Origin of the sequence: Hyphomicrobium sp. (assembly GCF_020852195.1) — a bacterium.
GTDB lineage: Bacteria > Pseudomonadota > Alphaproteobacteria > Rhizobiales > Hyphomicrobiaceae > Hyphomicrobium_C.
On sequence record NZ_JADZBI010000061.1, the window covers coordinates 1 to 2,962 of the forward strand.

At 60.6% G+C, this 2,962-nt stretch carries 3 protein-coding genes; 2 read left to right on the plus strand and 1 reads right to left on the minus strand.

The features are described from left to right. Positions 1–208: 208 nt before the first annotated feature. Complete coding sequence (locus IT540_RS04600; RefSeq protein ID WP_291173944.1) at positions 209–454, plus strand: hypothetical protein; 246 nt, start codon at positions 209–211, stop codon at positions 452–454. 258 nt (positions 455–712) lie between these two features. Further along, a complete protein-coding gene (locus IT540_RS04605) occupies positions 713–949 on the plus strand; it encodes a hypothetical protein (RefSeq protein ID WP_291173947.1) in 237 nt (78 codons plus the stop codon). Between the two features lie 20 nt (positions 950–969). Here the strand turns inward: IT540_RS04605 and IT540_RS04610 are convergent, their stop codons facing one another. Next, complete coding sequence (locus IT540_RS04610) at positions 970–2,049, minus strand: 3'-5' exonuclease (protein WP_291173949.1); 1,080 nt, start codon at positions 2,047–2,049, stop codon at positions 970–972. Between the last annotated feature and the right edge of the window lie 913 nt (positions 2,050–2,962).

Genomic DNA, 2,962 nt, shown 5'->3' on the forward strand with positions numbered 1-2,962 from the left:
ATGGCGCCGTCGTCATAGATCCGCTTGGAATGGAAAAGCAGGGTCGCGGCGGCCATGTCTAAGGATAGGGTGAGGGCGCTGTGTCGTCAAGAGACATATGCCGTTGAATGACATAACGCCCATTTGATTTTATGCGAAATCGGACCGCGCGCTCGGCGTCCGGTTGAACCGCTTTGCGGGCTGTGGCGCCTGATACATAATGCCGGCCATGGGGAAATACGATCCGCTCGAAGGCCATCTGCGGCGGCAAACGCTGGCAGAGCTCCAGATGAGCTTCACCGAAATCGAACGTCTGATCGGCGCCATGTTGCCCGCCAGTGCGGCGAGACCGCAGTGGTGGGCGAATGAGAAGGGGCCTCGCCGCACTCACATCCAGTGTGAGGCGTGGCTGAAGGCGGGGTTCAACGCCTTTCTGATGTCCGGAAAGGAGAGAGTTCGCTTCGTCCGGAGCTGACTCAACGCCGACCTTCGTAACATCGGCTTTAAGGCGCGTTAGACTCAAGCTTCGGTAATGCGAAGCGTGTCGGTTCGACTCCTACCGGTACACCTTCAGGATTTCAGGCGGTAACTCCGCCGCCAACGAGGCAAAAGCCCAACGGACTTTAGTTGAGTTCGCGAAGTGCAGGCTGGACTGCTGCATGCTGGCTCTCAGAGAGCCGACGGGTCGCAGAGGAAGAGCGAGGGTGGAGAGGGCCGCCACGGTTTCGATTCCGTGGCTCCCCAGTTCGGTTCGTTGGACCGTCGAAATGCCGGCTACGAGCGAAATGTGATCATCCTGCCGTCGCCGCGCATCGCATGTCGATTGCCACGCGCATACCTCGCAGTGGGCCGTTGGCTCGGCATAGATTTCCTGCTCGCCGGCCGCGACGGCGGCTTCTATCGTCGCGCGGACGTGCCGTTAGTAGGCGGCAAAATCCTCGACCCTGTACGTTTGCGGCTCGAACCCTGACTAGGGCGCTACCACACGGATCATGATGAGGCCTTTTCTTCGTCTTGTGGCCACCAGGCGGGCGCGCCCTTAATCGTCGCTCGTGTCTGCCGCGTCTCCACGACCAAGTGGTCCTGCGAGAAATACACTCTGCGGATCGGATCCTTTGTGACCACGCTCCCGGCGTAAGTCCCATCTGGCGTGAACCAGCGCATCCGCTTCTTCTCAAGTAGGCCAAAGCCGCTCTGAGCGACGAGCAACTCGCCGCCGTCAAATGTATCGATCAAGGCGTGCAGGGCATCTCCACGCATCACATAGAGACGCGTGTCGGTCAGCAGATAGAGATGGGTTCCGGTGTCGATGATCTGTCTAGGGACCGCGCCAATGTCGTAGACGCGCAGACCGTCCCCGCGCTCGTTCACCTCGATGACGCGGCCAGAATACCCGGCCAGATAGGCTCCGTTCGAGGACCCGGCGAAGCTTGCTGCGTAAATCCAGTCGGCCGCGAACTTCTCGCCGGCCTGAATGCCCATCGTGATGGTAAAGGTGTGCCCGCCGGCCTCAATGGTGCTGCGATGCAGCTCCTGGCCAAACACCGCTCCTGTGTATTTCGGAAGCGCCGATGCTTCGATCTCCCGCATCGCCTTCAACAGGATCAACCCTGTAGCGCGAGCGTCTTCGGCGGCGTCGTGATGATTGAAGCTGATCCCGAATTCGCGGGCTAGGTTGCCGAGCCCGTAGCCCGAGCGCGCGTACTGTGACCATGTCCGGCGCACGACGCGGGTCGTATCCAGCCATTCGCAGGTCACGTCCGCGAACTGATACTTGGCCGAAGCTTGACGTATTGCCGCTCTGTCAAAGAGCGTGTGGCATACAACGACGGCGCCGCTTACGCGTTCGCTGAGCTGCGAATAGATATCGCGAAACAATGGAGCACCTCGAACGCGATCCTCGTCGATCCCGTGTATCGAGATGTTGATAGGATCGAAGTAGTCGTCCGGATCGACGAGCGTGCTGAAGGTCTCGGCTACCTCACCATCGCGAAATGAGACGAGACCGACTTGGCAGATGCTGCTGAGATCGGCATTCGCCGTCTCAAAATCCAAAGCCACAAAATTCACTAGCGCCCCCGATCAGCGGAATTCAGCGCTTTGCGGCGAAGCTTGGCAATAGCAATTTTCAACGCAAGGTCACCTTGTCGGGTGTTTCAACCAGCGGATGCCCTAGTTAAGTCCGCGGGCCGGGGAACGTCTAGTTACGGCCGCGACTCCAGAGTCAGCCCATGACGCTTTGCAGACGTCGGGAGAAATCCGGCCTGCTCGTCCGATCGAGAGCAGGCCGGACCCCAGCGGCCAAGCACATGGGCAGATGCTGGACGATCAGCCGCTGGCCCTTCATTGTGAAACGATGAGCGATACGAAGACAACACTAGACCCCGCGGTCCAGGTGACATTGGCACGGTTTCGCAGTCGTCCTGCAGACCGGGGTTGGCTTGTCCTCGATACGTGGACTGGCGAGCCGGCCAATATTGGAGGTCTGGCCCAGGTGGGCTTGTCGAAGATCGACGCCGACCATACGGCAGCTATGCTGCAGAGCCGGGCCACTAACGGCGGCGCCTAGCCTCTTCGGTGACGGTCTCGGTCGCCCACCACGTCCATGATTGACGTTCGACTTGAGCCGCACGGACAATCGAGCCATGGTGCGCCCGGGCGAGCCAACCGGCTCCCTGGGGCGTGGAAACCTCATTCGTCAGCGGCTCGTGTGCAGCCGTCACCAGCACTCCTCGACCATGCGGTCGGGGAGGCGGCAGTGTATGTCCAGGATTCCTCCTCGGGGGCGTCTAAAGACTGTCGCGGCTTCTCTGACGAGGGCTTTCCAACTCCCCGATCACCAGGCGGGGAGGGAACACATGGCGTCTACACAAGCGGTGCGGAGGTCGCACGTCAGCGCAATCATACTATCGGCCGCCGCGCTTGGCCTGGCGCTGTCAGCCTGCGGCGAAAAGAAGCCCGAGCCGGTTGCGGAACAACCAGG

Excerpts from the sequence above, each read along its gene's own strand:
- IT540_RS04600 (WP_291173944.1), top strand. The coding sequence starts at position 209 with ATGGGGAAATACGATCCGCTCGAAGGCCATCTGCGGCGGCAAACGCTG.